This window comes from Terribacillus sp. AE2B 122 (genome assembly GCF_902497585.1).
Taxonomy (GTDB): Bacteria; Bacillota; Bacilli; order Bacillales; family Amphibacillaceae; genus Terribacillus; species Terribacillus saccharophilus_A.
In genome coordinates this window covers 1-26,591 of record NZ_LR700951.1, presented here as the reverse complement: position 1 = coordinate 26,591, position 26,591 = coordinate 1, and the positions used below count along the sequence as shown (strand labels likewise).

The following is a 26,591-nucleotide window of genomic DNA, read 5'->3' as shown; positions in this document are numbered from 1 at the left end:
GCGTCTTTAAGCAATAAGCACTAATAGAAAATTTGAACCTGAAGATTATCAAAACTCACAATGGTGGCACTAAAAGTATGTTTTATCTCTCCTATGACCGGTAAAACAGTAGGGAAGCATACTTGAAGGAGTTGTTAGCATTGGGGAAATTAGATAATCGTATTGCAGTCGTAACTGGAGGCGCTACTGGTATTGGACGAGCGACTGCTTCTTTATTTGCAGAAGAAGGAGCTACAGTACTAGTAGCGGATATCAAAAAAGATGCGATGACAGATTTGATAGAATCCATTCAATCAGCTGGAGGAAAAGCAGAAGCTTATGAGATAGATGTTTCTGATGAAAATAGTGTGAAGCTATTTGCTGATCAGGTGAAGGATTCATATGGAAAATTAGATGTACTCTTTAATAACGCCGGAATCGATCAGGAAGGCGGTAAAGTACATGAATATCCAATTGAATTGTTCGATAGCATTCAAAAGACGGATTTGCGGGGAACCTTCTTGATGAGCAAATTCCTTATCCCGCTTATGCTGGAAAATGGGAAGGGCACTATCGTGAATAATGCTTCTATGAGCGGCAGTTTCGCAGATCTTGATAGATCCGGGTATAATGCAGCTAAAGGCGGTATCATTAACTTTACAAAAGCAACTGCCATTGATTATGGCAGACAAGGAATCCGGGCAAACTCTGTTTCGCCAGGTACAATAGAAACACCCCTAATTGATGAGTTGTCAGGTTCGAAAGAGGAAGAACAGGGGAAAGCATTCCGTGAATCAAATAAATGGCTTGCTCCGATGGGCAGGCTTGGTGCGCCAGATGAAATTGCCAAGGCTGTTTTGTTCCTCGTGTCAGATGATAGCTCCTATATCACTGGCCAGGACTTGATTGTTGATGGAGGACTAACAGCTTATACATGGCCGGGTAAAATGGTAATGGACGACAGCTGGAAACAAACGACGCAATAAGAGTGGGGAAAGCACCCGCTCTTTTTTTATTTGAGCAATAGGATTGACATAGATATTAGTTCGAGATATGATTGACCCATCAACTATTGATGCATCAACTATTTAGAAAGAGGTTATGCCGATGACTGCTTGTTCCGTCCACCTGCAGATTTTCTTGCAGCTGCAAGCTGTAAATAAGGAGCTATGCTCAAAGTATGAGGCTTGCTTAGGAGCCAGTCCTTCACGTGTGGAAATTCTTCATTATTTGCTGCAGCACGAGGATGTAACCCAATCAGCATTGCAAAGGGAAGTCAATATCGATGCCGCTGCTGTTACCAGGCATTTGAAGCAGCTTGAGGCTGCCGGCACTATCGTACGCTTCAAGAAAGCCGATGACCAGCGTGCTACATGGGTGAAGCTGGAGGAGGAAGCGAAGCGTCATATCGAGCAATCCTATCAGGAAAAAAGCCAGTTCGTGAATGAGACTCTGGCTGGCTTTTCCGAAGCAGAGCTAGAACAATTCCTGCAAATGCTGAGTAAAGTCAGTGAAAATGTTTCCCGTGTCACGAAGGATCAGCTAGGAGGAGAAAATAAATGAACGAAACACCAATATACAACAAAGAGGCTTTCCTGCAAATCGTGCAGGAGCGCCGTTCCATCCGTACGTACGATGAAAACGTGAAAATCACCAAGGAAGAAATGTCCGAAATCCTTACTGTTGCAACGAAGGCGCCATCTTCCGTTAACCTGCAGCCTTGGCGTTTTGTAGTCATTGAGAGTCCGGAAGCAAAAGCGAAGCTTGCACCGCTTGCCAGATTCAATCAACAGCAAGTGAAAACTTCATCTGCAGTAATCGCCGTTTTTGCTGATATGAATAATCTTGACTACTTGGAAGAAATCTATGGAAAAGCAGTAGAGAATGGTCTGATGCCCCTAGAAGTTAAAGATCAGCAAGTTGTTTCGATCCGTAATCTGCTTTCTGGTATTACGGAAAAGCAAAATAGGGAAACAATCCTTATCGATAGCGGTTTAGTATCTATGCAGCTAATGTTGACTGCAAAGGCATATGGATACGATACAAATCCGATTGGCGGGTTTGAGAAAGATCAAATCGCTGAAGCATTCGATTTGGATAAGGATCGTTATGTTCCTGTCATGCTGCTTTCTATCGGGAAAGCAGCAGATGCAGGCTACAAATCCTACCGCATGCCGGTAGAACAAATTACAGAATGGAAATAAGGAGAGAGAAACTATGATAATCATCCACGCTAGAATGTCAGTTAAACCAGAGAAAAAAGAAGAATTCCTTCAAGAAATCGAAGCAGTTATGGAAGAAAGCCGTGCCGAAGCTGGCAATAACAGCTACGACCTATTCCAAGATCCAAAAGATGCTAACAGCTTTGTTATGGTGGAAAATTGGAAGGACATGGAGGCTGTTCAAGCACATAATACGAGCAGCCACTTCCAGAAATTCAGTGCAGCTGCCAAAGAAATGCTTAGTGCACCATTGGCAGCAGATGTTTATCAAGGTGAGAAATTGAATTAATTGAAAGGGATGACCGTCATGGTCATCCCTTTTCTTTTGTGTGCAGTTTTAGTGGAAGTACTCGTTCATAGAATTCAATTGGTCCTGCTTCGGAAATGAGAAGTTCACGGAAACCGTTTTCGGTTGCATCATGAAGAGCAGCTAGAACGAGTGAACGTCCATAACCAAAAATTCTGTAGTCCTTGCTTACACCCACAAAAAAAAGACCGCATTTATTGCAGCCCTTTCATTTCAAATTTAGTTTGTAGAAACATTCTATATTCTTCTTCGCCAATTGTTTGTTTCACAGGGACACCGTTGTGCCACTGTGTAAAAGAAGAGGGCGTTAAAATGTAAAGACCATCTGTCGTCCTTTTTGTAAGCAACGGTGATTTATTGAATGGGGAAGCAGGATGTGTCTCGATAATCTGCTGCATTTGTTCCAGTTCGGTCATGTCAGTTATCCGGTTATCTTCTATAAAGCTATATCCTACACGCCAATCGTTGTCTCGACCTTCTAATTTTAAATCCAGTGTATAACCTTCGACAGTGGGCTTAATACGGAATTGGCCATTAGCAGTTGTCATAACTTCTCCTGTTAAAGGTAGTGGGGCAAGTGGTATATTAGCTCCAAATCCGGCATCGACAATATATTTTTCACTATTATGCTTCAAAAGGATAGTAACATGGGTATTGCCAGTAGTACTCCAGTCATTCGATTTCTGGTCGTAAATACAGGCAGATACTAAGGTGACATCGAATCCACATTCTTCTAAATAATAATAAAGGAGCGTATTTAATTCATAACAGACGCCGCCTTCTTTACGGATTAGGATTTTTTTCTGCAGACCTTCTTTTGATAGAAGGCTTTTATTATTATTGATAATTCGCAAGTTCTCAAATGGAAGGGCCTGAGCGAAATGTTGTAATAGAATTGGCAGAGTTTCGAAGGTCACTTCGACATTCATATTAGTCCGCTGCTGAAATAGGGTTTTAAATGTTTGCATCGTAATTCCTCCTGACATATTTAGTATAAATACTTCGTAACATAATTGCTTGCATCGTGCTTTTGTATCCCTTATAATGACCAAATGAATATGGCAGATAGTTTTCTAGGGTTCCGCAGCGAAAGCCTGGCCTGGTCCGAGAGAAAACGCACAGCAATGCTGTGACACGGAAGGATAAAAGCCTGGGAGATTTCTATCTCCCAGGCTTTTTTTGATTGGAGGAAATGAGTATGACAAAACAGTGGCTTAGCGTCATTCTGGCAGGAATAATCGAAGTTTTATGGGTTATCGGGCTAAAGCACGCAAATAACACACTTGAATGGGCAGGTACGATTATATGTATCTTACTTAGCTTTTATTTGATGCTGCAGGCGAGCAAGCATATGCCTGTCGGAACCGTATATGCGGTCTTCGTCGGTATTGGATCAACGGGTACCGTTATTGTGGACATGTTATTTTTCGGCGAACCTTTCAAACTAGCAAAGGTCGCATTGATCGCCGTCCTTTTATTGGGGGTTATTGGTCTTAAGCTCGTAACTGGAGACAAACAGACGACAGAGGAGGATGCCTGATGGCTTGGATTGTGCTTATTATAGCAGGTATGTTTGAAGTGCTTGGTGTGACAATGATCAACAAACTCAATGAAAAGCCTAGCTTCAAGAACATTAGCATATTCATTCTTGGGTTCGCGGGAAGCTTTGGCTGCTTATCCTATAGCATGTCGTACCTGCCAATGGGGACTGCTTATGCTATTTGGACTGGGATAGGAACTGCCGGAGGAGCGATAGTCGGAATGCTTTTCTTCCAGGAATCAAAGGATTGGAAAAGACTTGTCTGTATTGCGATGATATTGGCTTCGGCTGTAGGATTGAAATTGATCGCTTAAAAGGAGGAGCATGTGGAGACACATGCTCTTTTTGCTAATTAATTCTGATGTGAAGTGCGGTCATATTAGTGTTAAATAATTGTAAAAACTCTTTTTCAATACAATTCGTCCCAATTTTGCAAAAAACCTCAAATTACCAGTTTATAAGACTTTTATAATGGTACTAAATTATTTCTTTTCATAAACCGGGATATATGCCTAGTCGATTTCGGGACTTACCTCTTAATTTCTGGAAATCGTTTCATACTTCGTTGACTTTAATTTTTCCTTTCTTTAGGATTTATTTTAGAAGGTATTGGGTATACATTTATTGGAATCACTACAACCTTCTGTAAAATATTAAATAAGGAGCTGAGTAAATGGCTGGACAAATTCGCATGACCCCAGAGCAGTTACAAAACCATGCAAAGAGATATGGCAATGGATCTCAAACAATCAATGACGTTCTTACAGATCTAAATAACCTTCAGGTACAACTTCGTTCAGAGTGGGAAGGTAGAGCTTTCGATCGCTTTGATGATCAATTCATACAGCTGAAACCTAAAGTTCAAGAGTTCTCCCAGCTTATGCTTGATATCCAACTACAGCTCGAGAAAACAGCTCAAGCAGTACAAGATCAGGACGAAGCACTATCACAAAACTTCGGCTTCAGATAAGCATCCATCCGGCTGCTGTTTGACCGTCGCATGAAACGACAGGGTGGGCTGCATGACGCATGCGTTATGTAGCCCAATTACTGTAAAAATCTAAGTTTTTCTGTTCATGTACTTTTGTTTTAAACCCTACTTTATAAAATATACTTTGGAAACTGGAGACACCAGGAGTTGATAATACATTGAAGATGTTTGATAAAAGATGGATTTTATTTTTAGTACTTATCGTACTGCTAGCATCAGGTTTATCTTACTTAACCTTGCACCAGGAAACGACGAAGACAGCAGAACAGCCGCAAACACAGAATATGTCGGTTGCACTTGTCAATGAAGACCAAGGTTCTACGTTTAATGGTACCGAGCTTGCCTTTGGAGATGCCTTTGTCAATTCGGTTAGTGAGAATGAGAATCATGAGTGGTTCGTCGTAAGTCGGGGAGTTGCGGAAAGCGGCTTGAAGAATAATACATACGATATGATGATCGTAATTCCCAATGACTTTTCGGAGAAATCACTCAATATTACTGCTGAAGCACCCGAACAAGTAGTGCTGCAGTATAAAATCAATGCATCTGAAAATCCGCGTATGAAGGAAGAAGCGGAGAAAACAGCAAGTGATATCCTGAATGATTTTAACAGAAGAGTTATTGATGTGTATTTTGCCAGCATCATCGGGAATCTGCAGAATGCACAGGATAGCATCGGTCAGATGGTCAACCGTCAAGCGGCATATACGAATTCCTATAACTCAAATGTGTTCCAGCCATTGTCTGGTTACACCGATCAATTTGGCATGGTAAGAGACAATACAGAAGTTTCAAAAGAAAGCTTCACAAGTTTCGGTGAGCTGCTGGCTTCTTATGAAGATCAGCTGGTTGACGAAACGCAGCTCGGAGAAGACTTCGTCAGCAACCTGGACGAAGTGATGAATTTAAAAGAAACGAATAATACGGAACTAGTAAACTTCCAGGATCTAATCAATCAATTCAGTCAAGGATTGACGGCTGGAGAAGTCGACCAGCGACTGGATCAGCTTGTTGCTGCGAATGAAGCAATCAACCGTCAATTCGCAGCAAGTCAGCAGAATGCTGTAGATTCAGTTATGAACCGTCCAGTTACATCTTTAAATACGACTAATATCTATTCGAGTTCCGTCTCCTTACAGCAGCAGCTGCAGGATTCTTCTGAAAGAGTTGCAGCTCTCCAACAGGATATTGACGCGTATCTGACGGAAAGTAATGAGCAATTCAGGGCTAAAATCGAAGAGAGAATCAAGAGTACGATTGCAGAAGAACTGGATGACGAAGAAAATCTAAACATCAACTTACTGTTTGAAAATCCGGATCAGGTTGCCTTAAACAGAATCAACAACATTATCGATAGATTGCCTTCCTTGGATCCTGAAGAATTTCAGGGTGTAGGGTTACCGGATGAAACAGTGAACGAGATCACGAATGTTATAAAAACGACGAAAAAATATGGTTCTGATTTTAATGTGCCGATTTACGATAATTCTTCTCCTACATTAAAAGATGAGTTTGATAGGTTGAACGAAAAGCTCATGAATGGCGTAGAAGTGGAAGATACTGTACAAATTCCGGCAAACAAAAAAGAGGGCCAGATTTTCCGACTTAATGAACCAGAAGGATTCCGTTTAAAAGAATTAAAGCTTCAGTTACCGAATGGTCAAGAAGAACAATATACAGAGGCGATTAGAGACGGCCAAATTGAGTTACCTTCAAACGAACCAGGTGAATTCACAGTAAAGGCTATCTTTGTTAAAAAGGAAAGCGAAAGTGGCTTTAATGTTCTCAAGCCTATTAAATGGAGCTGGACCCTCGATCAGAAGGATGTTGAAAATGTTGAAAAGCCAGATGAAATGGCTTATGCGCCAACAACTGGCAATCTGATTGCGACCACTCAGGTAAAGAATGAAGAAGAGCAAGAAGCCGAGGATGGAACAACAGAAGAAGAGCTTCCTGTTGAAGAACTTCCGTCTGAAAGTGGGGAAACGCCGCCTGAAAATGGAACAAACCCTGATGAAAATGAGGAGATACCAACTGTTCCGCCCGCAGATGATGAGGAAGTAAATCAGGGAGGCGGTGATACAAATAATCCTGTAGAACCAACTGACCCAGTTACGCCAGATGAACCAGGCAATCAGCCAGGCGAGGATAAACCGGAGGATGAGGAAAAACCTGAACCTGAGAAACTGATCATCAAAGACAATAGTATTCAGCGTATTGTAACTTCTAACGTAGAAGATATGGATAAGTCAGCAAGGGATTTAATTGAGGCAGTAACGAATACTATTTCTCCTTATCAAGAATTAGAATCACAATATCAAAGCTATCTCGGGCTATACTTAGAAAAAGGACTTCCAGATGATTTTTATTCTAAGAGTTTAAAGGAGTTAGCTAGCAAGGATTCACTATATTACCTATTTAACGAAAAAGACATCAAGGATCTACTCACAGATTATATGACTGGCCAAATCACTGGCAGCGTCACAGAACAGCTTCAAACACCAGCAGAGGCTTTCCGGCAGCAAGTCAGCAACTACCAGTCAGAGGTGCAGCAAGCTATTGCAGGTGCGGATACATTAACAGGCCAAGTTGCTGCAACAACAGAGCAAGCAGCTGTCTTGAATGACAATGTGAATCAGACATTGGAGGATGTCACCGCTTGGCGTGATCAAGTTATGGCGCTTCTCGACGGTCAGACAGAAATCCAAACGAATGCACAGGGTGAACAGGAAGCTGTCCTGACATTGGGCAGTGAATTCCAGCCACTTCTGATGTCGAGTCAATCACTAGCTGAGCAAGCACAAAGCAATACGAATACAGCTGATCAAGTTTATGAGACATTTGACAACATTGATACGCAAGCGAAAGAGATTGAACAAAGCGGTACTGGACTCGTGAGCGATGCGGAGACGCTTGCTTCCAATCTGACAGACAAGCTGTCTGATGATCAGAACTTCACGGAGAACTTCACGGAAGTGCTGGCAAATAGCCGAGTCGGGGACAGACAGAACGAGAATCTTTATGATTTCCTTTCCAATCCTGTCCAAACAAGCAATGAAGGTACGATTGCAGCTCAAAGCGAGACAATCTTCACGCCATATTATCTTGTGTTGATTAGTTTCATTGTCGTTCTCTTTACGGCTTATGTCATCTCAACTTTGCATATGAGACGAAAACAGGATGACCAATTCGCATCTGATACATCACTGATGGTACAGCATGCACCAATTACAATCATTACAGCTGGTATTGGGCTGCTGGAAGGTATCGTTATTGGTATCGTATCCAGTTACTATTTGCCAATTGACGATCTGAATAAGCTTCAATTGACAGCTGTCATGGCTCTGCTTATTACGGCAATGCTGTTGATAGCGACATATTTGTTAAGACAAATGAAAATGATTGGGATGTTCATCTTGCTGGCGATATTCAGTCTGTATCTATTCTTTACAGATGCCATCGGTACAGCAAGCACAGCATTCCCGACAATTGAGAAGTTTTCTCCTCTACAGTACATGGAAACATTCATGCTTCGTATTGTAGAAGGCTCGGTTAACTACGTTGTTGCGATCTTTGCACTGGTCATCGCAGCAGCTATTGGTGCCCTTGCCAACCTATTGGTCATTAACCAATCGGATAAAGGAGTAGATAATGCCGATGAAAACCAAACGGAAGCTGGTTGATTTGGCGTTCATATTCACCATTTTTCTGCTGATACTTCTACCTATAGAGGTATCAGCAGAAAGTCATTCTGAGGAAAATGAACGCGGAAGTCTCCAGATGCAAATCGACCGTATACAAAAGGATAAAGATGTTGGGGCAGATACCCGGGAAACAGAGAAGGAAAAAGTATTCCCTGGACTGTTCAATGACGAAACAACAGACGATATTCAGCAAAAAGCTGACATTAAGAGGGAAGATGTAGAAGCATTGCGAGATAGTGTTTTTACACTTGATATCAACAAGCAAGCACCATTAGAGGAAGTGCAGGATACCTTGTTTACCGCAGATTATACCTCGGAAGCAGCCAGTGGTCAAAAGGCAGAAGATCAAACGGAGACGGATTCCGGAAACGGAGTACTTTACTTCCTGATCGGGATAGCGCTCGCGTTATGCATCGGCTTGTATATGATGATGCGAAAATTATTAGACTAGGAGAAAGACGATGGCAAACACGAAACATATTAACGTCACTATGGATCTACAATCTGTCAGCGGAGCAGGATCTGTCTATGACTTACGTATTCCCACTCAATTGACAGTGAAGCAGCTGCTTCATCATGTGATGGATACATTGCATATCGAATCAAATAACATCCATTCCACGATCAAGATCGTGACCAAGCATCTTGTCCTGGCGGATGATGACTATCTAAGAGACTATCCAGTCACAGACGGCGATGTACTAGTAGTCTTGTAATATAAAGAGCCATCTGTGCTAATTGTGAAGGAGCCAGCCAAACATGAATGAGAGAAAAATAGAATTGGATAACGCTACATATACTCTGCAGCAGGATAAACAAGAAATTCGGATAACATTGCCCAAATCACAAACCTCGGTAAAAGATATCCGGCAGCTGCATTTGATGCACCAACCTTTCGATCAGTTTGTGCCAATGGAGGTACAAGAAGAGGAAGATACTTTAGTTTTCATCTACAACACCAATCCCAATCATAAAAAATGGTCTGACGTCCAAAAGCTGCGTCAGGATGATAAACTGCGCATTCTGAGCAATATTGGCAAGCTTGAACGTTTCCTTACCAGTCGGATCACGTTTTTCCTTCATCCTGACAATCTCGTCTTCGATGAGAATTTAATGCCGCAAGTGATCCACCGCGGTGTCCGTGATATCGTACCCCCATTCGATATGCAGTCAGAGACATTCCTTAAACAGTATAAATGCATGAGCATCGCCATGTTTTCTAAAAAATATTCTTTTGACCAGCTTTATCATGGTTCCCTTGAGAACGCAAATGAATCAGATTTTGAGAAGAAGATCCAAAAGCTTGAAACAATCGAAGACATAAAACAATTCTTGCAAGAGAGCTATGCAAAAGAACAGAAAAAAACAGATAAGACGATGAGCTTCTTACCAACGAAACGTTTTAGATTATATAAACGTTTATCCATCATCATGATCATCCTTAGTGTTTTGCTGGCTGCACCCCTTATTTACTTAGCGCTGATTAAGGACCCTTTTCAAGATAAGCAATTGGAAGCGCATGGCGAGTTCCTGGCGAATAATTACAATGACGTTATTTCAACTCTGGCAGATGAAGATCCGGAAAAGATGCCGAGCCAGACAAAATATACACTGGCGTACTCCTATATTCAGGTAGAAGCTTTATCTGACGAAGAAAAAGAATCGATTTTAAAGAATGTGACACTGAAAAGTGACCAGGATTACCTGCTTTATTGGATATACAATGGCCGTGGTGAATTGGATACTTCCTTGGAAAAGGCCAAATATATCGATGATCCACAGCTGATTATCTACGGATTGATCAAGAAGATCGAACAAGTGAAAAACAACCCAGATATATCTGGAACAGAACGAGATAGACAAGTTGAAGATCTCCAAAATCAGCTTGATAAATTGCTGGAAGAATATAATTTAGATCCTCTTGGTGAGGATTCTGGTAATGAAGCTGCACCTGATCAGGAAGCTGCATCAGAGGAACAGCAGAACGCACAAGAAGAAAATAATGATGAGAATAAGCAAGAAGAAGAGAAATGATGTCTATCAGCGATGGATGGAGTGCATAGAGAGGGAGAAGAATAGATGGCACATAAAACACTGCTCGTAGCATATAAAGATAAACTGCATAAATGCCATTTGCCGGAACAATCCGGTCAGACCGTAATCATCGGGAATAGACGCAAGAATCAGGTGACGATAGCCGGACTGGCAACTGAACTAGAACTGGAATGGGACGGACAGAAACTATTCTTTCAGCAGGAAGAGATTCGCGCTGCTAAACAAATAGGGGAACTGCATCTCAATTTAATTGATGCAAAAAAGTACAACGTGTTTGATATTGCTGGTCAACAATCTGTCACATTTGGTGCAGCGGATTACAATGATATTAATAAACAGCATTGGCAAGTCGATTTTGTACTTTTGCGTGAAGCAGGTGAGTCAGACTTTTGTTTAGATTTACGAAGCGGAAATGTCTACCATAATTACCGCTTGCTCAAAGGTGATGCGCAGGTGGAAGATGGAGATATATTATTCGCAGATGGCGTCTTGCTGACAGTGTATGGCGACACTATTGAAATTCAGACAAATGGAGATCTCGAATCCTCCTTGATAGAACTGATTGGTCAAGAAAAACCCTACGGCGGGGAGTACCCAGACTACCATCGTTCTCCGCGTATCATTTACCGGGAACCAGAAGAGAAAAGAACGATTGCCAAACCAGCCAGTAAGCCAAGTAAGCCGAGTGAGCAGCTAGCGAGGAATATTGTACCTCCGCTTGTTATGATAGCTGCTTTGATTGTTATATCACTGATTCAACCACGTGGAATATTCATAATCGTAATGGTAGTCGCTACTCTAGTTACGGTCATCTTCTCCATCACGTCTTATGTAAAAAATGTACGCAAATACAAAGCGGATATGAAACACAGGGAAGAAACATATAAGCGCTATCTGAAGCGAAAAACGAAGGAACTTTATCATGCAAGTGAAGAACAGAGACATGCACTGCATTACCACTATCCTGATGTGGAGAAGATATCTGAAATGGCAGCTGCAACCGAGGCTCGTATTTATGAGAAAACAGCTTACCATCATGATTTTTTGAACTTCCGTACAGGATTAGGAAGAGTGGATACAAGCTTCGAAATTTCTTACAACGAGGAAGAATTCACGCAGGAACAAGATGATTTGGTAGATGAAGCAAGACATTTACTCGACCAGTTCAAAGAATTGCATGATGTCCCAGTAATTACATCACTGACGAAAGGGCCGGTTGGTTATATCGGGCAGAGAAAGCTTGTACTGGAACAGCTTCAGCTGTTAGTGATGCAACTTTCCTTATTCCACAGCTATCATGATCTTCAATTCGTTACAATCTTTCCAGAAGAAGAAAAGAAAGAATGGGATTGGATGCGGTGGCTGCCGCATGCAAGTGTGCGAGACATTAACGTTCGCGGCTTTATCTACCATGATCGTTCCCGTGATCAGGTCCTGCACAGCTTGTATCAAGTACTGAAAGAGCGCAAGCTGCAAGTTGATGAAAAAAGCAATTCAAATGAGAAGCTCTATTTCTCACCAAATTATGTTGTGCTAATTACTGATGAGAAGCTGATACTGGATCATACGATTATGGAATTCTTTAATGAAGATCCAAGTCAATACGGTGTATCACTTGTCTTCGTTCAAGATGTGATGCGAGCATTGCCAGAGCATGTGAAAACAGTCATCGATATCCGTGATAGCAATGATGGCAAAATCATTCTGGAAGAAGCTGAGCTCGTCAACAAGACGTTCAAACCAGATCATTTTCCAAAGAATTTCAATAAAGAAGCTGTCTCACGAGCATTAGCTCCGTTAAACCATCTGCAAAACTTGAAGAATTCTATTCCAGAACAAGTAACCTTCTTGGAGATGTATGGTGTAGAAAAGGTAGAAGAATTAGCGATTCAAGCACGCTGGCGTACGAATGAGACATACAAGACACTCGCTGTACCGCTTGGACTGCGAGGAAAAGAAGATATTGTCCAGTTGAACCTTCATGAGAAAGCACACGGTCCGCACGGTTTGGTGGCGGGTACGACAGGATCTGGTAAATCAGAAATCATCCAGTCTTATATCCTTTCGCTAGCTGTAAATTTCCACCCTTATGAAGTCGCATTCCTTCTGATTGATTACAAAGGAGGAGGAATGGCGAATCTATTTCGTAAACTGCCGCATTTGATGGGAACGATCACCAACCTGGATCGTGCACAATCGATGCGTGCTTTGGCTTCCATTAAAGCAGAATTGCAGAAAAGACAGCGCCTCTTCGGAGAGTATAATGTGAATCATATTAACCAATATCAAAAGCTGTTTAAACAAGGAAAAGCAGCTGAACCGATGCCGCATTTATTCCTTATATCGGATGAGTTCGCCGAATTGAAATCCGAACAGCCTGATTTCATGAAGGAACTCGTTTCTACAGCACGTATCGGACGTTCCTTAGGGATCCACTTGATTCTTGCGACACAGAAACCAAGTGGTGTAGTTGATGATCAAATTTGGTCCAACTCCAAGTTCAAGTTGGCATTGAAGGTACAGAATGCAAGCGATTCGAATGAAATTATCAAAACACCTGATGCAGCGGAAATTACACTGCCGGGTCGCTCTTATTTGCAGGTCGGTAACAATGAAATCTATGAACTGTTCCAAAGTGCATGGAGCGGAGCAGACTATATTCCAGATAAAAATGATGAAGACCATGTAGATCTTACAATTTATAGCATCAATGACCTTGGTCAATACGATATTCTGACGGACGATTTAAGCGGACTGGAGCAGAAAGAGTCTATCGAAAAAATTCCATCAGAGCTCGATGCTGTCATTGATCATATAGCTGATTACACGGAGCAGCAGCAGATAGAGCCATTAGCACGCCCATGGCTACCGCCTCTTCCAGAGAAAATTTTCGGACCGGAACTTCACCCAGTGGTATTCCGCGACGCATGGAAAGAACCCAAAAAACCTTTGGAGCTGGTGATTGGTTTACTCGATCAGCCGGAAATGCAGCAGCAGGTTCCTCTTACACTGAACTTATCGAAAGATGGGCATATCGCTGTATTTGCAAGTCCTGGATACGGGAAGTCTACATTCCTGCAGACAGTTGTCATGGATTTGGTTAGACAGCATAATCCGGAACATCTGCATGTGTACTTGCTTGACTTTGGTACGAATGGATTGCTGCCACTGAAGAATCTGCCGCATGTTGCGGATACGTTCCTCGTCGATCAAGTCGAGAAAGTAGGCAAATTAATCCGGATGCTTACTGGAGTAATGAAGCTGCGTAAACAAAAGCTGAGCCAGTACAGCGTGGCGAACATAGGCTTATTTGAAAAGGCAAGCGGAGAGACTGTGCCGAATATTTGTATTGTGATCGATAACTATGAGTCTGTCAGAGACAGTGATTTTGGTGACGATTTCGAGAAAGTCATCACACAGATTGCCCGAGAAGGTGCCAGCATCGGTATTCATCTGATTATCAGTGCCGGTCGCCAAAGTGCTATGCGCATGCCTTTACTGTCGAATATCAAGACACAAATTGCTTTATACCTGATCGAGTCCAACGAAGCAAGATCAATTGTAGGTCGCACTGACATTGAAATCGAAGAAATCGCAGGTCGAGGACTTGTGAAAATGGAAGAACCAGCATTATTTCAGACCATGCTGCCTGAACATGGGGAAGAAGCATTGGAAATCCTTGATCGGATCCAGGATTTAGCCAAAGATATGAACGAAGTATGGGATGGAGATTATCCTGATGCAATTCCGATGATGCCAGAAGGTGTTGTGAACTTCTTAGAATTTAAGGAACAGCGCCGCACCAAACGGATATTGGAAGAGAAGAAAGTGCCGCTTGGGCTTGATTTTGAAGAGGTATTGCCTGTTGCCTATAATCCAGCGCAATATGATCACATGACAGTTGTCAGCGACCGGAAAGATGGATTGGATCGTATGATCAGATCTGTCGCTAAGAACGTCACCTTACTGAAAGATGTTTATCAAACGATTCTAATAGATACAGCTGATAAGGATCTGGAAAACATCGGGAAAGATATGCAGGCTTATGTTTCCGAAAGTATTGGAATAGCCGCAATCAAAAATGAAATTATCAATGAAATCAAACAGCGAAATGCAGAAGGAATAGTGGAATCTAAATGGATTGTCGTAATTACAGACCTGCAGGACTTCACCGAACGCGCCGGATTAACGCTTGAAGAAGCGACCCTCATGATGGAACGAGGCGGCAAAACCGGCATTCACTTTATTATCTGCAGTGACTACAACTATCTTGGCATGAGCTATGAACAAGTACCAAAGTATCTTCGCAGCCAAGCTATCTTCGGTCTCGTTGGTATGCGCTTAGGCGATCAGGATATCTTCAAACAGCCTTTTATCCGCCAGGAGAAATACCCTGAACCGTACGAATGCTATGTAGCCATGGATCATCAGCATGTGAAAGTGAAAATCACGGAATGAGATTTAACTTCAACTTCCTTATGCTAAGAAAGGAGTAGAAACATGTCGTTTTTATGGTTTAAAACAGATACGGAAGCGAAAAGGGATGAGTACTTAAAGCTGTACCATAAGCTCGAGGATGCAAAGACGGAACATGACAAATTGGTCAGTGAAGCGGAGTCCTATTTTTCATCTTATAAAGGAAGCACACCATGTATGACGGAAGATGCTATTCCAAGTAGTGACTTCATTCCAGCACAAGAACGACTTAACAAAAAGCTGACAGATTACTTGGATGACGAAAAAGAACACCGCAGTAAGCTTGTTACGGCTAGTGACAGGGCATACGAACGGTATCTTCATTACAAACGAAAAGCAATGGACGAGGCGAAGGAGGCCTAAAGCGTGGCGAAGGATGTGATTATTGATCAAGCTGAATTGGACACAGCCAAATCATCAGCAGCAAAGCTGAAAGAATCTCTGGATAATACCTATTCTCAAGGGGAAGCTCTGCTTTCCCTTGTACAGGGTTCAAAGTGGGAAGGGAAGTCGCGTGACAGCTTCCTTGCCTACTTGGAGCTGCTTCTTCAGTATCATGCTGATCTTAAGGATGCAGCTTCCCTGCAAAAGAAGGCACTAGACAATATCGCTGATTATCAGGCAGACTTCCAAAACGACAAATTGGTGAAGGAAGTGAAAAGTCTATGACCCAGACGGATAAGGATACTTTTGATGTTACCGAACTGTATTTGCTAGCTGCAGCGTTTGATGCAGAAGCTCTATTTGGCTTGCCCGATAAAAAACTTTATCAGCTTCAGGGAGAAGAACCGTGGAGTCAGGCATATGCAAAGCTTAAAAATAAAGGCGTTTTTGATAAGGAAGGTTCTCTTACAAAATCTGGCGGTGTCATTATTAAGACCTTGTATACATACTTTTTTAGCCAGAAATATGTCCGGATCAACAACCTGATGTTTGCTTTCAAGGAAAAAGAAGCGGAAGAAGTCATCATCCTTGCTGAAACAGCTGATAAGACCTACAAACTTTACGTCATGGACAAACCACTTGTCCTGAAACTGCTTGGAGAGAAAATACCACTGCTGAATCGTGAACCAGTTGAAGCGGAAAAGAATTTCCTGCAACGAGAGCTGTCGGCTGAGGATAGGGAAGCTATTAAAGAACTGGATGTGACGAACGATATCGTCAATATAGAGCTATTCCATCCTCGTGTGAAACCGCAAATCAGCACGAACCCAAATCATTATCAGCAATGGCTTGTGCTTTCAAAAGAGGACAGACTGATCATGATTGATACGACGCAGAAGCAGTATTACCAAGCGAGCCAATACTGGTTCTTGAAAGTCTTGTTCGATGCGCTGGACTTCCCGTATCGGCAGAAAGTGGGGTTAAGGTAAATGGCAGGCAGTGGAGCAATCACGGTCGATCCGATAGAGATCACTGATATTTATAAGCAGCTCATCGCTATTATGGAAGATTTACAGTCTAATGCTGTACCAGCGATTGAGAACATAAAAAATACAAAATTCTATCAAGAAGGAAAGGCAATGGAGGCTATCGAGGCTTATCCGGAAGCGAATGATAAGTTCTTGGAGCTACAGGATCATTATGCACGTATTTCCTCCTTGGTAATTGATACTCTGAACACGATGATCGAAACAGACGAAGCGATCGCTTTGAAAATCATTGATGCATTGGAGGTGTAAAGCTTGGACGTTAAATATCGGAGCAGTCAATGGGAAAAAACAAGGGACAGCCTGCGCAACCTGATCGGACTTGGTGCTTGGGGCAAGGGCATGATCGATACGATGAAGGATATTACGGACAACTTGGACGAAGCAAGCGAGAAGGTAGCGAAGTATGATTCTGACGGTGTTGTCTCGTTCTCTTATACAAGCGATAAAGATAAGTATCAGCGCTTGTTTGAGGACTTCAAAGTATTAGAAGATTATAGTGGAAGTGTTGGAGATATCGTGGAGGACAAAATAGATCAGCCTTTTTATGAAGACATAGATGAATTTGTCCAGAAAGTTCGTGATTCTTCCATATCCAACTATACGACCAAGAACCATATCGGTGCAACCGAAACAATTCCAATCTCTTATTACGGATCCTATCAGGAATACACGACAGAGAAAACAGAAATCACCATGGATGATATACTAAGCGGGGATAACTATTACGCTGAGCAGATCAAAGCATCATTTGAGGAATGGAAGGTACAGAATCCGGATGAAGATATAAGCTATGAGGATTACCGCACTGCTGCCGTTAATACGCGAGCCTTTGAATATGAATCAATCGAGGATGGACAGTTTACAAAAGAGTTTTGGGTAAACATAGCAGCCCTCGTCGTCATCGTTGGCGTAACAGTTGTATGTCCGCCTGCTGGTGCAGTATTAGGAGCAGCTTATGCGACGGTGGAAATGGGTAGTGCGATCTCAGGAAAAGACTGGGCTTCCGGCCGAGAGCTGGATACCACGGAACGCTGGACGCGAGGTATACTCGCACCTATTGACATACTGCCAGTTGGAAAAGCTGTCACAACCTTTACCGGGACTGCTCGTACGACCAGTAAGGTAATTGATGTGGGGCAATCTGCAAGCAAAATAAATAAAACGAACTCAGCGGTGAAACAAGTCGATAACGTAATCGAGTTGAAAATTCCAGCAGAAAGACTGCATGCGAAAACACCTAGTACGGGAAGTGCAGCAGGACAAGCAGATAATGTTGTCAGTCTGACAGAACATGCAAATAAGCAGACGGCTAATAGACTTCGTAATAGTCAATGGGCTGTGAAGGAACAGGATAAGGTTCAGGAGCTACAGAAAGTAGCTGGAGGTGAAAATCTCTCATTTACAAATAATTTGGCTAGCAATGTAAGTCCTATTATGATGAAGAATGGGGATTCTAGTGTAAGTAATGTAGGACCTGTAAAAGGTTCTGCGGAAGTGAATCCAGTGAGTGCTGATAAAGTAGGAAGGGTTAATTCGAATAGCACGAAAGTTTCTAGTGAGGTTAGTAAACAACTAGATGATGTTAAGATTCCTGAAAATATGAATAAATGGGATTATCCACCAAGTAAAGAATTATACAGGAAATATGAGAGTGTATACAGGAATCCCAAATATTATGATCAAGAAACGGGAGCAATTCATTGGCCGCCAGAAGATGGATTCGTTTCGGGGACTCAAAAAACTGAAACATTGCATGCTGGAATGAGGTTGGATAGATACGGAAACCCAGCAGGTTCCTTCTTAGCTCCTGAAAGTGATTCATTCCCAAGTAGAGCATTAGCCCCGCATAGTGAACTAGCACCTTATTATGTTTATGAGGTTATTGATGATTTAGAAGTAACTTTAGGGAAAATTGCTCCTTGGTTTGATCAGCCAGGTGGAGGTACTCAAATAATTAAATATAAACCTAATGGTCGTCCTTACTCGATAGAAGAATTAATAGAGCTTAAAGTTATTAAACAAATAAATCCATAAAGGAGTATAAAATATGGACTTAAGTAGTGTATATAAATTGATCGAAAGTGAATTTAAAGTGATTCAAAGAGATAAAGATATTATTTGTGTTGCACCATTGAATGGAGAGAATTATCCTGAAACTACTATTAAGTTAACCTTAAATAAAGTAAGTAATTTTTATGAACTATTTGAAGTTGTTAGAGGAAATGAATACAAAGTAGATGAATTTACAGATGAATATAAATCAATATTGGCATTATATATCTTTTCAAAGAGTAAGTTGGAAGTAAGAAAATATGATGTAAATGTTCATAATGAGATTGAGAATGCATCATCATTAAATTATATTCAAAAGATATTCAAAAACAATTTAGATGAGCAATATTATTCTTTTTTAGTACTAAAGCCAGATAGAATAATTTTAGAAAAAAGCTCAAATGATAGGTATAATGTATTGTATCTTGGAAAGAGTGACTCAAAAGTTTATATAGATAAATCAAGAAAATTAAATAGTGCTACGGGCGTTCAATTTAATTTTTCTTTAAAATTAAAGCTATTTTATGATCTTATAGATGTAATTGAGGTGAAAACGGATTCTGATTTTATAGAAACTCTAAAGACATTATATCTTTTAGGTTGAAGATTTCTTTGAAAAGAATTTAGGGACTTTAGAATTGAGTATGGGGTGAACATGAGAAATAATATCTTTGCATTATATAACGGAACAGAATATGCTGCAGGTATTAAAGCAGATGGACGGATTATTTTACGTTCAGAAAGATTCACGGATGAATTATTTGAATTTGATAAGAAAACGATTGCCGATAATACTATATATATAAGTATGTCCATCAAAATGAAATCGAACAAATTTATAAGAAACGGATAGAAGCTTATAAGGGTAATAAATTTGAAGTAGTTGAAACAAAAGGTGATATGATATCCATTGTTACTATGACTGGTGATTATAAGATTTGGGAAAAATTAAGCATGAATCTTATAGATAAAGGTATCTATCAGAAGTGGATAAATAAAGATGATGCGATTATCAATGAAATAAAAAACATTATTTTAATGTAATTCTAAATGAGAAATAAACCTTGATTGTTCTTTAACTTTCAAGGTTTATTTTTATATTAACCAAGTACGATAATTTGTCGATGGACTTGGGTGATATTTTTCTTTGTTCCTTTATAGAAGGAAATCAAATAATGCTTTATACAAGGGATGTACCTCTTGGCCAAAAGTATATGATGAATTTGAGGGATAAGGATGAATTTTATCTTCGTGTATATCTGGAAGAGTAGATGAGATAATTCAAACTTGGAAGTCATTTTCTAATATCAGTTATAGTAATTTGTGAGGTTCACTTTCATTAGTTCATGTAAAACAAAAACTTTTAAGGTATCTGAATATCTTACATTCTTTATTTGGGATATCGGTGTAGATAATAGTTCTTGATTATTGTATGTAACTTTTTTAAAGACTTAAAACAAACTTATGAGGTGATTTATGATTAAGGCTGATTTTAAAAGGAAAATTCAAGATAACGATCTAAATTTAGGTGAGTATCAGATTGAGTTGGACTTTATTACAGATGCACCTTATGTGATGGGGTGTTGTTTTGATGGAGGAGTATGGAAAGTGTATAAAACTCGTGAACGGCTAGGACACTATATTATTAAGGAATATAAGAATGAGTCGGACGCTTTTCATTGTTTATATGAACTTGTGTTAGAACAGCATAGAAGAACAATTAGTATCGAAACCTAAATGTAGGATGCATAAAATAATAGAATGAAAACGAAAAGGTGTTACTACGGGAAATTAAACTATACAGAGTACAAATTAACTAAAGATATGGATGGCAACTTAAAGATACTAACTCAGGATAAAAGTAAGATTGATGATACTTTTGTAGATAAGTATCAGAGTGGCGTTTACACAAAAGTAGTAGAACCAAATGAATTAAAAGATTGTGTAAAGATACAAGTCTACGGAGATATTCAAGGTAAAAAAGTTGAAGTTTTAAAGGAAAGAAATGATAAATACCAGGTTAGCACTGGTTCATTACTAATAGGAGAGGAATTGAAGCTGCCTAGAATAGATAGAGATACATGGCTTGGATGGGTACCTAAATCTGAAGTTAAACTAATTTTAGAGGAAACTCCATTTGATCCAAAAAGATTCTAGGCCAAAATATTGAGTATGCAATTTACTGTAAAAAAAAGCATGCCCCCGGCATGCTCCTTTCACAATGGATTGATCAATTCCTCACTATTATTCCTCGGCGAATTCACCAGCGTCGAGACAGGGTAAGCAGTCAATTCCTCGGAATAAGGTTTCAGCAATGGCAGCAGTTTGTCAGGGTCTTGCAGTTCCCGATCAAGCCAGATGTCCTGAGAAGCAGCGGAGAGAATAACCGGCATACGGTTATGGATCTGCTGCATGAAGCTGTTTGCTTCGGTTGTGATGATGGTGCAGGTGAAGATGTTGCTGCCATCTTCATCCTGCCATTTCTCCCATAGCCCAGCGAATGTGAGAGGGGTTTTATCTTTGCGCTGGATGCGCATGGGCTGCTTTTTACCGTCTTTTGTTTTCCATTCGTAGAAGCTGTCGGCGGGAATAAGGCAGCGCTGTTTCTGAAATCCTTTCTTGAAGCTGCGTTTTTCCAGAAGAGTTTCGGCTCTGGCGTTGATCATTTTGCTGCCTATTTTTTTATCTGGTGCCCATGGCGGGATGAGACCCCAGCGCAGTGTTCCGAGCCGTCGTTTGTTACCGTCATGAATGACGGCTGCAATTTGCTGCGTTGGTGCGATATTGTAGCTTGGTTCTAATGCTTCCATCTCTGAGACAGCATCATAGGTTCTCAGGAGCTCTTCCCAGGGAGTGAGTAAGGTAAATCTGCCGCACATCTTCATCTCTCCTTTTTTCTCCATTATAACCCTTCTGCCGTTTACTGAAACGACTTGGAAACAATGATACATAGCGCAATGGCGCCAAGCATGACGGCTGCAAATATCCAATCTGTCCAACTTGTATTATACGTACGGTAAAATGTGCGGTCTCTTTCTCCTGTGAAGCCTTTGGATTCCATGGCTATGGCAGTTCGTTCAGCTTTGCGGATCGCACTTGCTAGCAGGGGAATCGTGTATTGTTTATATCTGCTGAATCTGCTTGTTTTCGTTTTGGCTCCCCGAATAAGATGTGCAGAGCGGATCGTTGTTAACTCATCTTTTAATAAAGGCAAAAAGCGATAGCCAGCTAAAATACCGTACGCCAGCTTTGGTGAAACACGGCACTGTTGAATCAGACTTAAAATAAACGCCACTTTATCTGTCGTCAGGACAAATAGCAAGGACAGCGTGCTATAGCTGAATACACGGATAGCCAAGGCTAGTGCATCTTGCACGGTTTCTCTCGGTAGCTCCCAAAGGAGGAACTGCTGCGTGATGGAGGGATTCTCCGGTGTCTTTGCAAACAGCAGTGTTGACACAAGCATGCCGACTGCGAAAAGGGTGAAAGGGAGCAGATATAGAAGATACTTCTTGATTTGCACCTTTCCAAACAGCAATGTAACGGCAATCGTCCAGCCAATGTATAAAAGCAGTGCCAATGGATCAAAGAGGAAAGCAATGACGATCGCAGCTATCGTCACTGTCCCTGCTTTGATGCTAGGATTAATATGATGCATAGAGACTGTTCTCCTGTGTCCGCTTATTATAAGCTTCTTTTGCGGGAAGGGAGAGTCCATAGTCTGACAGATCTTTTCTCTTCCAAATTCCTGCAGGCTGGTCATCTGCTACTATACGCCCTTGATCCACAATCAACACGCGCGAAGCAAAACGATCGACCAGTTCCATATCATGTGTAATCATGACAATGGTGCACCCGCGTTGATGATGTCTCCAGATTAAATCCATCAGTACTTCAGTAGTATGGCTGTCTTGACCGAATGTTGGTTCATCAAGCACGAGCAGTTGAGGCTTTTGAACAAGCATGGTCGATACACTGAGCCGTCGTTTTTGACCTTGGCTCAAGGTGAATGGATGCTTATCGGCTTGTGCAGCTAACTGGATATCCTCCAAGACCCTCTGAATTTCATCCGCGTTTACTGCCTGTCCGAAGGCGATTTCATTCCAAACAGAGTCTGTAAGAAACTGATGCTCAGGATTTTGAAATACATAACCGATTTGCTGGTAGAGTTCATTTGTTTTCCAACGACGTAACTTCTTTCCGAGAACTTCGATATCTCCGGCTGTGGGCTTCAGCAATCCAGTAATTTGCCGGGAAAGAAGCGTCTTTCCGCTGCCGTTTTTCCCTGTAATAGCCAGGAATTCTCCGTGCTTAATAGTAAGAGCAGGGATATCCAGCAAGACCTTTTCTTTATTGCGAAAAACAGCATTCTCCACTTGAATGATTTGCTCTTTCTTCTGCAAAACCTCTGAAGTTTTCGTCTGAAACTGCAAATCAGGAGGGAGAAGGTCAATTGTAAGCGGCCAGGGCTTTGGAAGCTGTGCTTGCTTGGCAAGAAGAGCTGCTTCTGGCAGCCAAATGCCGCGCTGCTGTAGCTCCTCGTCATACATGTTTACTGCCTCACTCAAGTCTCCGTCAAAGAATAATGATCCATCTTGGTCCAGCAGCATCGTCCGGTTAATAATAGGCAGCCAGTAGTCAATGTTGTGCTCAATAATCAGAAGTGTGATCTCCTGCTCTTCTTTTAGGTGACGGATTGTTTCAACAAGGTCCTTGCTCGCAGCCGGATCCAGATTAGCTGTCGGTTCATCTAAAATGAGCAACCGAGGCTCCAGTGCCAGAACTGCTGCAAGTGCCAGCTTCTGTTTCTGCCCGCCGGAAAGGGTATGGATTTGATCTTTTCTCCGATGCTGCAAACCGACAAGGGAGAGGACTCGATCGATTTCTGACTCCATCAAATCCGGAGATATTTTCTTATTTTCTAAGCCGAAGGCAATTTCATCCTCTACTGTCAGCATACAGAATTGCGTTTCTGGATCCTGAAATACAGTTCCAACCTCTAAATTGATTTTTCCGCTTTTGAAATCCTCGATCATGGATCCTGCGAAGCAGATACTACCGCTCATCTTCCCATCCAGTTCTTTTGGATACAACCCGTTTAAACAGTATGTGAGGGTGCTCTTTCCAGACCCGCTTGGTCCCAGCAGGAGTATGCTGTCTCCTTCTTGAACCGTAAAACTCAAATCATCTAAGGTAGGGGTGCTCTCTTCCTCAAATGTGACGGTCAGTTGGTCAACTTCCAGTAGGTGCTGTGTCATCCTGCTTTTCGCTGGCGATATGTTTTACCGAGCGGGAAGCTCGTCAATGTGCCAGTTTTCGCCAGCGCCTCACTGATTGCTTTGCCGATCAAACCACTTATAACAGCTCCACTGATGATTCGTACAACAAGCATAAGCACAACGTAAGAAGGGTCAAGAGCTACAAAACCACCTCGGAAATAACCCCAGATGAAACTTGTAATGGCAGCCCCAATACCAGCACCCATTAATACAAGAACATGATAAGAACGATAGCGTGTCAGGGCAAATGCTGCTTCAGCTCCAAGACCTTGTACGACAGCAGAGAGAATAACGATAGGTCCGACACTGCTGCCAATCAGCACTTCGACAACGCCGGCAATCGTTTCCGAGACAAGAGCAACACCGGGTTTTTGGATGATATAAGCAGCTACGATCGAGACAAGGAACCATACCCCGAAGATTATATCAGTTCCGATCGGTCCGATTAGTCCCATCATGACGACGTTGACTGGCAGGAATAGGAGATAAACAATGCCGAACACGACAGCGAGCGCTGCCATGACGACTATATCTTTCATTCTCCAGTTTTTCATTTGATTCCACCCTTTGCAGATGGACTGTTAGCTGACATTGTCACTGTCATAACTGTATGGGATGAACCTGAGTTTTCAGTTTCAGTAAAGACATGCTCCAAACCTTCAAAAACATCAATACTATTGCCATCAAGGCGAGTGGAATAATGAGACTTGGAAACAGTTATTCCGTGGGAACGCATGTTTTCAATTTGACTGTAGATGGTATCCATATAATTTCCGCCGCCCAAAGGATATAGCGAGAATTTGGAAGCTGTCTCAAGCTTTATATCTTTTACATTCGGAAGGTTCAGCTTTGTTTCGTCCTCGGCCATATAGACATCCCCAGTAGAATCACCGGGACATCCAATGGAATATGTACCATTGAACACAACATGATCACCATCTTTAGCTGCTGCTAAGAAAATAGCAGAGGTGACATCAAATACGTGCGGAATTCTCCCACGCACTAATGTTGTGACATCGTCGGTCTCAATCCAAACTTTTGACGTATCTACGGTTCTCAGCGCCTCTAGAATGATTTCTTTGAATCTGTCTGCCATCGGATAAACCGAAAAACTGCAGCCGGCAATCCGGCTAGTTCCGCAATAATTTTGTATTTCCATAATGATTCCTCCTATTTTTTTGCATATAAAAAGCGACGGCACCATAGGGCGCAGTCGCAGAATATACAAAAAGAATAGGACAATTCTGGCTGCACTTCCCCACGCTGGTATTATCCAGATCGAGTTCAAAGGGTCAGAATCACATGATTCCTCTCAGCCGTTACCAGCTCCCCCAGTGCGTCGCTTATGCAATTGATAGCTCTATAGTAAAAAAGATAGCTGGATTTGTAAAGGGTTTCCTACTGAAAGATTCTGATTTCTTACTTCTCAAGGATTAGAAACGAGTCTTTAATCGGCGAGAGTGCAAAGGATTATCCTGCAAGACTTAAGGGAAATAGTACAAGAATGAAAAGATGGAGGGGATAACATGGAGAAGCACGCTTTTTCGGGTAATGCGTGGGAGTGGCTTCAGCTAGATGAGAAAGTGGATAAAGAAAGAAAAGACGAGTTAAACGCCTACACAATGCACATACCATGGGTACAACATATACATACTTCTGATACGAATAGTTTGCAAATGGAGACGACTAATGAGTACTCTCTCGCTCTTTGGGGCTCGCTCATATATGTACAAGAAGCAGACAAGAAAGAAGAAAAACATCTGTTTCACTTCTTTGTGAGAGAGAATATGTTATTAACAACAGCACTTGATTTTAAACTATTGCCGACAACGTCAAAAAATGAAATTCTAGCTAAAATGCAAAATGCGAACAATGCGATTGAGGGGTTTATGATCCTCATGGGGGAAATAATTTCAGCTTTTCTACATAAAATTGATCAATACGAAGTCAGATTAAAGGATTTACTTTGGCAGGTAAAAGAGAATAATGATACAAAGCTGCTTAATAAAATTGCTGAAAACCGACATGAGATATTAGTATGGAAGAACTTTCTGATACCTTTCATAGAGGTTAAGACAGGCGTTATTGAAGCATTTGGGGAGAAATATACGCAGAATGTACATTTTAAGCGGACAAACTATCGTTTTGAACGCTGTCAGAATCTTGTTCGAGCTTATGAAGAAGAAATCAGAGGCTTGATTGATTTTGAAGATGTTGTATCTTCTTTTAGAGGCAATGAAATTATGAAGACACTTACTGTCATGACTGTGCTTTTTACTCCTGTCATGGCGCTTGGTGCATTATGGGGCATGAACTTTGATAATATGCCGGAATTAAAATGGAAATTCGGGTATGCCGGAGCTCTGATTTTAATCCTCATTTCCACTCTTCTAGTATATTGGTTCTTGAAGGCAAAAGGCTGGACGGGAGATATGCTTAAGTCGAAGAAGAAGCAGAAGTATGTGGATTAAAAAAAGCGAAGCGATGTAACGGGACTGACCCCCTAGGCTGAGACAAATAAAAAACACCTTCAAGCTTGAAAACGGATCGTTG

The 26,591-nt window shown here is 41.5% G+C and carries 28 protein-coding genes, 1 pseudogene and 2 riboswitches; of the genes and pseudogenes, 22 read left to right on the top strand and 7 right to left on the bottom strand.

All coding sequences use genetic code 11. The features are described 5' to 3' along the window. Window positions 1-140 precede the first annotated feature (140 nt). From AE2B122_RS17630 to AE2B122_RS17615, 4 genes are all read left to right on the top strand, one after another. A complete protein-coding gene (locus tag AE2B122_RS17630; RefSeq protein ID WP_175074913.1) occupies window positions 141-965 on the top strand; it encodes an SDR family oxidoreductase in 825 nt (274 codons plus the stop codon). A 121-nt stretch (window positions 966-1,086) separates the two neighbouring features. Continuing rightward, window positions 1,087-1,542, top strand: a complete 456-nt coding sequence (locus AE2B122_RS17625; protein WP_175074912.1) for a MarR family winged helix-turn-helix transcriptional regulator — start codon at window positions 1,087-1,089, stop codon at window positions 1,540-1,542. Beyond that, window positions 1,539-2,183, top strand: a complete 645-nt coding sequence (locus tag AE2B122_RS17620) for a nitroreductase family protein (RefSeq protein WP_175074911.1) — start codon at window positions 1,539-1,541, stop codon at window positions 2,181-2,183. The genes AE2B122_RS17625 and AE2B122_RS17620 overlap by 4 nt, the downstream gene beginning before the upstream one ends. A 13-nt stretch (window positions 2,184-2,196) precedes the next feature. Beyond that, the gene (locus AE2B122_RS17615) at window positions 2,197-2,490 is read left to right on the top strand and encodes a putative quinol monooxygenase (RefSeq protein ID WP_095217391.1); all 294 of its coding nucleotides are present in this window, start codon (window positions 2,197-2,199) and stop codon (window positions 2,488-2,490) included. A gap of 22 nt (window positions 2,491-2,512) precedes the next feature. On the opposite strand, the pseudogene AE2B122_RS17610 reads toward AE2B122_RS17615, so the two are convergent. Together AE2B122_RS17610 and AE2B122_RS17605 are read right to left on the bottom strand one after the other, a co-directional pair. Further along, window positions 2,513-2,689: pseudogene (locus AE2B122_RS17610) on the bottom strand (GNAT family N-acetyltransferase); the annotation flags it as partial. Window positions 2,690-2,702: 13 nt separating this feature from the next. After that, entirely contained in the window at window positions 2,703-3,476 is a 774-nt protein-coding gene (locus AE2B122_RS17605) for an arylamine N-acetyltransferase (protein WP_175074909.1), read from the bottom strand. Between the two features lie 94 nt (window positions 3,477-3,570). Next, window positions 3,571-3,667: riboswitch (guanidine-I (ykkC/yxkD leader) on the top strand. Window positions 3,668-3,706: 39 nt separating this feature from the next. Between AE2B122_RS17605 and AE2B122_RS17600 the strand changes: the two genes are divergently transcribed. The 17 genes from AE2B122_RS17600 to AE2B122_RS17520 all read left to right on the top strand — a co-directional run bounded on the left by AE2B122_RS17600 (window position 3,707) and on the right by AE2B122_RS17520 (window position 20,916). After that, a complete protein-coding gene (locus tag AE2B122_RS17600; protein ID WP_095271610.1) occupies window positions 3,707-4,048 on the top strand; it encodes a multidrug efflux SMR transporter in 342 nt (113 codons plus the stop codon). Beyond that, window positions 4,048-4,362, top strand: a complete 315-nt coding sequence (locus AE2B122_RS17595; RefSeq protein ID WP_038559616.1) for a multidrug efflux SMR transporter — start codon at window positions 4,048-4,050, stop codon at window positions 4,360-4,362. Before AE2B122_RS17600 ends, AE2B122_RS17595 begins: the two co-directional genes overlap by 1 nt. Window positions 4,363-4,721: 359 nt before the next feature. Beyond that, on the top strand, window positions 4,722-5,018 hold the full coding sequence (locus AE2B122_RS17590) for a WXG100 family type VII secretion target (RefSeq protein WP_175074908.1): 297 nt from the start codon (window positions 4,722-4,724) through the stop codon (window positions 5,016-5,018). 185 nt (window positions 5,019-5,203) lie between these two features. Next, window positions 5,204-8,722 carry a type VII secretion protein EsaA gene (gene esaA / locus AE2B122_RS17585; protein ID WP_254593549.1) on the top strand — a complete coding sequence of 1,173 codons (3,519 nt, stop codon included), beginning with the start codon at window positions 5,204-5,206 and terminating at the stop codon, window positions 8,720-8,722. Continuing rightward, entirely contained in the window at window positions 8,697-9,194 is a 498-nt protein-coding gene (essA, locus tag AE2B122_RS17580; RefSeq protein ID WP_175074906.1) for a type VII secretion protein EssA, read from the top strand. The genes esaA and essA overlap by 26 nt, the downstream gene beginning before the upstream one ends. Before the next feature lie 10 nt (window positions 9,195-9,204). Further along, window positions 9,205-9,459 (top strand): EsaB/YukD family protein, encoded by a 255-nt coding sequence (locus tag AE2B122_RS17575; RefSeq protein ID WP_175074905.1) that lies wholly within the window; start codon window positions 9,205-9,207, stop codon window positions 9,457-9,459. Between the two features lie 43 nt (window positions 9,460-9,502). After that, on the top strand, window positions 9,503-10,777 hold the full coding sequence (essB, locus tag AE2B122_RS17570; RefSeq protein WP_175074904.1) for a type VII secretion protein EssB: 1,275 nt from the start codon (window positions 9,503-9,505) through the stop codon (window positions 10,775-10,777). Window positions 10,778-10,822: 45 nt separating this feature from the next. Further along, the gene (essC, locus tag AE2B122_RS17565; RefSeq protein ID WP_175074903.1) at window positions 10,823-15,256 is read left to right on the top strand and encodes a type VII secretion protein EssC; all 4,434 of its coding nucleotides are present in this window, start codon (window positions 10,823-10,825) and stop codon (window positions 15,254-15,256) included. Between the two features lie 42 nt (window positions 15,257-15,298). Continuing rightward, window positions 15,299-15,637, top strand: a complete 339-nt coding sequence (locus AE2B122_RS17560) for a chorismate synthase (protein WP_175074902.1) — start codon at window positions 15,299-15,301, stop codon at window positions 15,635-15,637. Window positions 15,638-15,640: 3 nt separating this feature from the next. Next, the gene (locus AE2B122_RS17555) at window positions 15,641-15,943 is read left to right on the top strand and encodes a WXG100 family type VII secretion target (RefSeq protein WP_095217402.1); all 303 of its coding nucleotides are present in this window, start codon (window positions 15,641-15,643) and stop codon (window positions 15,941-15,943) included. Beyond that, on the top strand, window positions 15,940-16,647 hold the full coding sequence (locus tag AE2B122_RS17550) for a DUF5081 family protein (RefSeq protein ID WP_095217403.1): 708 nt from the start codon (window positions 15,940-15,942) through the stop codon (window positions 16,645-16,647). Before AE2B122_RS17555 ends, AE2B122_RS17550 begins: the two co-directional genes overlap by 4 nt. Then, complete coding sequence (locus tag AE2B122_RS17545) at window positions 16,648-16,956, top strand: hypothetical protein (protein ID WP_095217404.1); 309 nt, start codon at window positions 16,648-16,650, stop codon at window positions 16,954-16,956. 3 nt (window positions 16,957-16,959) lie between these two features. Next, the gene (locus AE2B122_RS19310) at window positions 16,960-18,741 is read left to right on the top strand and encodes a glycohydrolase toxin TNT-related protein (RefSeq protein ID WP_254593548.1); all 1,782 of its coding nucleotides are present in this window, start codon (window positions 16,960-16,962) and stop codon (window positions 18,739-18,741) included. A 13-nt stretch (window positions 18,742-18,754) separates the two neighbouring features. Next, window positions 18,755-19,363 carry a hypothetical protein gene (locus AE2B122_RS17535; protein WP_175074901.1) on the top strand — a complete coding sequence of 203 codons (609 nt, stop codon included), beginning with the start codon at window positions 18,755-18,757 and terminating at the stop codon, window positions 19,361-19,363. A gap of 51 nt (window positions 19,364-19,414) precedes the next feature. Further along, window positions 19,415-19,612 (top strand): hypothetical protein, encoded by a 198-nt coding sequence (locus tag AE2B122_RS17530; protein ID WP_095217411.1) that lies wholly within the window; start codon window positions 19,415-19,417, stop codon window positions 19,610-19,612. Between the two features lie 623 nt (window positions 19,613-20,235). Beyond that, window positions 20,236-20,496, top strand: a complete 261-nt coding sequence (locus tag AE2B122_RS17525) for a hypothetical protein (RefSeq protein ID WP_095217412.1) — start codon at window positions 20,236-20,238, stop codon at window positions 20,494-20,496. Between the two features lie 24 nt (window positions 20,497-20,520). Next, complete coding sequence (locus AE2B122_RS17520) at window positions 20,521-20,916, top strand: hypothetical protein (protein ID WP_175074900.1); 396 nt, start codon at window positions 20,521-20,523, stop codon at window positions 20,914-20,916. 59 nt (window positions 20,917-20,975) lie between these two features. Here the strand turns inward: AE2B122_RS17520 and AE2B122_RS17515 are convergent, their stop codons facing one another. Genes AE2B122_RS17515 through AE2B122_RS17495 form a run of 5 tightly spaced genes read right to left on the bottom strand, consistent with a single transcriptional unit; the run spans window position 20,976 to window position 25,197 of the window. Further along, window positions 20,976-21,638, bottom strand: coding sequence for an SOS response-associated peptidase (locus AE2B122_RS17515; RefSeq protein WP_095217448.1), 663 nt, complete (start codon window positions 21,636-21,638; stop codon window positions 20,976-20,978). Between the two features lie 41 nt (window positions 21,639-21,679). Further along, complete coding sequence (locus AE2B122_RS17510) at window positions 21,680-22,417, bottom strand: energy-coupling factor transporter transmembrane protein EcfT (RefSeq protein ID WP_175074899.1); 738 nt, start codon at window positions 22,415-22,417, stop codon at window positions 21,680-21,682. After that, window positions 22,404-24,017, bottom strand: coding sequence for an ABC transporter ATP-binding protein (locus AE2B122_RS17505; RefSeq protein ID WP_175074898.1), 1,614 nt, complete (start codon window positions 24,015-24,017; stop codon window positions 22,404-22,406). Before AE2B122_RS17505 ends, AE2B122_RS17510 begins: the two co-directional genes overlap by 14 nt. Next, window positions 24,014-24,592 carry an ECF transporter S component gene (locus AE2B122_RS17500; RefSeq protein ID WP_095217415.1) on the bottom strand — a complete coding sequence of 193 codons (579 nt, stop codon included), beginning with the start codon at window positions 24,590-24,592 and terminating at the stop codon, window positions 24,014-24,016. Before AE2B122_RS17500 ends, AE2B122_RS17505 begins: the two co-directional genes overlap by 4 nt. Next, complete coding sequence (locus AE2B122_RS17495; RefSeq protein WP_095271663.1) at window positions 24,589-25,197, bottom strand: YkoF family thiamine/hydroxymethylpyrimidine-binding protein; 609 nt, start codon at window positions 25,195-25,197, stop codon at window positions 24,589-24,591. Before AE2B122_RS17495 ends, AE2B122_RS17500 begins: the two co-directional genes overlap by 4 nt. Window positions 25,198-25,276: 79 nt before the next feature. Beyond that, window positions 25,277-25,381, bottom strand: a riboswitch (TPP riboswitch). Window positions 25,382-25,564: 183 nt separating this feature from the next. Here AE2B122_RS17495 and AE2B122_RS17490 point away from each other — a divergent pair. Beyond that, entirely contained in the window at window positions 25,565-26,509 is a 945-nt protein-coding gene (locus tag AE2B122_RS17490; protein WP_095271666.1) for a magnesium transporter CorA family protein, read from the top strand. Window positions 26,510-26,591 lie beyond the last annotated feature (82 nt).

What these genes read in the sequence shown, in the direction of transcription:
- AE2B122_RS17625 (WP_175074912.1), top strand. Translation starts at nt 1,087, where the DNA reads ATGACTGCTTGTTCCGTCCACCTGCAGATTTTCTTGCAGCTGCAAGCT.
- AE2B122_RS17620 (WP_175074911.1), top strand. Translation starts at nt 1,539, where the DNA reads ATGAACGAAACACCAATATACAACAAAGAGGCTTTCCTGCAAATCGTG.
- AE2B122_RS17615 (WP_095217391.1), top strand. Translation starts at nt 2,197, where the DNA reads ATGATAATCATCCACGCTAGAATGTCAGTTAAACCAGAGAAAAAAGAA.
- AE2B122_RS17605 (WP_175074909.1), bottom strand. Translation starts at nt 3,476, where the DNA reads ATGCAAACATTTAAAACCCTATTTCAGCAGCGGACTAATATGAATGTC.
- AE2B122_RS17600 (WP_095271610.1), top strand. Translation starts at nt 3,707, where the DNA reads ATGACAAAACAGTGGCTTAGCGTCATTCTGGCAGGAATAATCGAAGTT.
- AE2B122_RS17595 (WP_038559616.1), top strand. Translation starts at nt 4,048, where the DNA reads ATGGCTTGGATTGTGCTTATTATAGCAGGTATGTTTGAAGTGCTTGGT.
- AE2B122_RS17590 (WP_175074908.1), top strand. Translation starts at nt 4,722, where the DNA reads ATGGCTGGACAAATTCGCATGACCCCAGAGCAGTTACAAAACCATGCA.
- esaA (WP_254593549.1), top strand. Translation starts at nt 5,204, where the DNA reads ATGTTTGATAAAAGATGGATTTTATTTTTAGTACTTATCGTACTGCTA.
- essA (WP_175074906.1), top strand. Translation starts at nt 8,697, where the DNA reads ATGAAAACCAAACGGAAGCTGGTTGATTTGGCGTTCATATTCACCATT.
- AE2B122_RS17575 (WP_175074905.1), top strand. Translation starts at nt 9,205, where the DNA reads ATGGCAAACACGAAACATATTAACGTCACTATGGATCTACAATCTGTC.
- essB (WP_175074904.1), top strand. Translation starts at nt 9,503, where the DNA reads ATGAATGAGAGAAAAATAGAATTGGATAACGCTACATATACTCTGCAG.
- essC (WP_175074903.1), top strand. Translation starts at nt 10,823, where the DNA reads ATGGCACATAAAACACTGCTCGTAGCATATAAAGATAAACTGCATAAA.
- AE2B122_RS17560 (WP_175074902.1), top strand. Translation starts at nt 15,299, where the DNA reads ATGTCGTTTTTATGGTTTAAAACAGATACGGAAGCGAAAAGGGATGAG.
- AE2B122_RS17550 (WP_095217403.1), top strand. Translation starts at nt 15,940, where the DNA reads ATGACCCAGACGGATAAGGATACTTTTGATGTTACCGAACTGTATTTG.
- AE2B122_RS17545 (WP_095217404.1), top strand. Translation starts at nt 16,648, where the DNA reads ATGGCAGGCAGTGGAGCAATCACGGTCGATCCGATAGAGATCACTGAT.
- AE2B122_RS17535 (WP_175074901.1), top strand. Translation starts at nt 18,755, where the DNA reads ATGGACTTAAGTAGTGTATATAAATTGATCGAAAGTGAATTTAAAGTG.
- AE2B122_RS17530 (WP_095217411.1), top strand. Translation starts at nt 19,415, where the DNA reads ATGAGAAATAATATCTTTGCATTATATAACGGAACAGAATATGCTGCA.
- AE2B122_RS17525 (WP_095217412.1), top strand. Translation starts at nt 20,236, where the DNA reads ATGATTAAGGCTGATTTTAAAAGGAAAATTCAAGATAACGATCTAAAT.
- AE2B122_RS17520 (WP_175074900.1), top strand. Translation starts at nt 20,521, where the DNA reads ATGAAAACGAAAAGGTGTTACTACGGGAAATTAAACTATACAGAGTAC.
- AE2B122_RS17515 (WP_095217448.1), bottom strand. Translation starts at nt 21,638, where the DNA reads ATGTGCGGCAGATTTACCTTACTCACTCCCTGGGAAGAGCTCCTGAGA.
- AE2B122_RS17510 (WP_175074899.1), bottom strand. Translation starts at nt 22,417, where the DNA reads ATGCATCATATTAATCCTAGCATCAAAGCAGGGACAGTGACGATAGCT.
- AE2B122_RS17505 (WP_175074898.1), bottom strand. Translation starts at nt 24,017, where the DNA reads ATGACACAGCACCTACTGGAAGTTGACCAACTGACCGTCACATTTGAG.
- AE2B122_RS17500 (WP_095217415.1), bottom strand. Translation starts at nt 24,592, where the DNA reads ATGAAAAACTGGAGAATGAAAGATATAGTCGTCATGGCAGCGCTCGCT.
- AE2B122_RS17495 (WP_095271663.1), bottom strand. Translation starts at nt 25,197, where the DNA reads ATGGAAATACAAAATTATTGCGGAACTAGCCGGATTGCCGGCTGCAGT.
- AE2B122_RS17490 (WP_095271666.1), top strand. Translation starts at nt 25,565, where the DNA reads ATGGAGAAGCACGCTTTTTCGGGTAATGCGTGGGAGTGGCTTCAGCTA.